This is a genomic window from Psychrobacter sp. NPDC078929 (genome assembly GCF_050267985.1).
GTDB lineage: Bacteria > Pseudomonadota > Gammaproteobacteria > Pseudomonadales > Moraxellaceae > Psychrobacter.
In genome coordinates this window covers 1-1,309 of record NZ_JBNNFX010000061.1, presented here as the reverse complement: position 1 = coordinate 1,309, position 1,309 = coordinate 1, and the positions used below count along the sequence as shown (strand labels likewise).

The following is a 1,309-nucleotide window of genomic DNA, read 5'->3' as shown; positions in this document are numbered from 1 at the left end:
TGAACCGCCCCGACTTTATCGGAGGCTTATTTACTTGAGTCAGGCAGCAACACCTGACAGGATTAAATTATCATAATACTGCTTTTCAAACTCAAAAGGTGACACATAACCAATCGTGCTATGCAAACGCTTCTTGTTAAACCAGTCTACCCATTCAAGGGTTGCTAATTCAACATCGTTGACGCCAGACCAGCTCTCTTTCAAATAATGAATGACCTCGGACTTATAAAGCCCGTTGACCGTTTCAGCCAGTGCATTGTCGTATGAATCGCCTGTTGTACCAACAGAGGCAATCACACCGCAGTCAGCCATCTTATCTGTGTAGCGAATGGATAAATACTGAACCCCTCGATCACTGTGATGAATCACATCTTTGGGATTATTCCTATCTGCTATCGCTTGATTGAGCGCGGCCATCACCATATCGGTGTTCATGCGATTGGATACTTTCCAGCCCACAATGGCACGAGCGAACACATCAATAATAAAAGCAGTATAAACCCAGCCACTCAGTGTCTTGATATAGGTAAAATCTGCAACCCACAGCTGATTAGGACGATAAGCGCTAAAGTTACGATTGACTAAGTCATCAGCGCGCTTTTGGTCGTCACGGCTGTTGGTGGTAATCTTGCCTTTGCCACGCCAGACGCCTTGTAGGCCATACTGCTTCATTAAACGCTCGACGGTGCAACGAGCAACCTTTACGCCATCAGCCTTCATCTGCTGCCAGACTTTACGCACACCGTAACGGCACTTGCTGTCCTGCCAGATGCGTTTGATTTCACTTATGTAGAAGTCGTCATGTTGACTGCGTAATGAGCGCTTGTCAGGGCATTCTTCTAAGTCTTTAGCCCGGTGATAGGTTGATGGAGCAATCGGCAGTACTCTACAGATCAGCTCGACCCCGTAACTATCTTTATGGTCATCAATAAAATCGACCATCACTTTGGTGGGCGGCCGAGCTCCGCCTGGGCGAAAAAAGCCGCGGCCTTTCTGATGATTTCATTAACTTGCTTGAGCTCTTTATTCTCGCGTTCAAGCTCTTTAATACGTTGCTCTTGGCTTTGGGCTTGTACTGAGGCAGGAATGGTTTGGTCTATGTACTTTTTATGCCATGACCGCAGGGTTTCAGGCGTGCAGCCAATCTTAGGAGCAATGGCTTGAATAGCTGACCAGGTGGAGGGGTAATCGCCTGCCGCTTCAATCAGCATGCGAACGGCGCGTTCTTTAATCTCAGGAGTATAGGTTTGTCTTTTCATTGTCGTATTCTCTCAGAATGTTGAGTCTCCGACAATCCCGGGGCTGTTCA

At 47.2% G+C, this 1,309-nt stretch carries 1 protein-coding gene and 1 other annotated feature; the gene reads right to left on the bottom strand.

The features are described 5' to 3' along the window. Positions 1 to 39: 39 nt before the first annotated feature. A protein-coding gene (locus ACQKCG_RS13930) for an IS3 family transposase (protein WP_424510909.1) occupies positions 40 to 1,259 on the bottom strand; the annotation gives its coding sequence in 2 pieces (ribosomal slippage) (positions 40 to 974 and positions 974 to 1,259; 1,221 coding nt in all). Further along, positions 868 to 984: a sequence feature (AL1L pseudoknot), on the bottom strand. (Overlaps the previous gene by 117 nt.) Positions 1,260 to 1,309 lie beyond the last annotated feature (50 nt).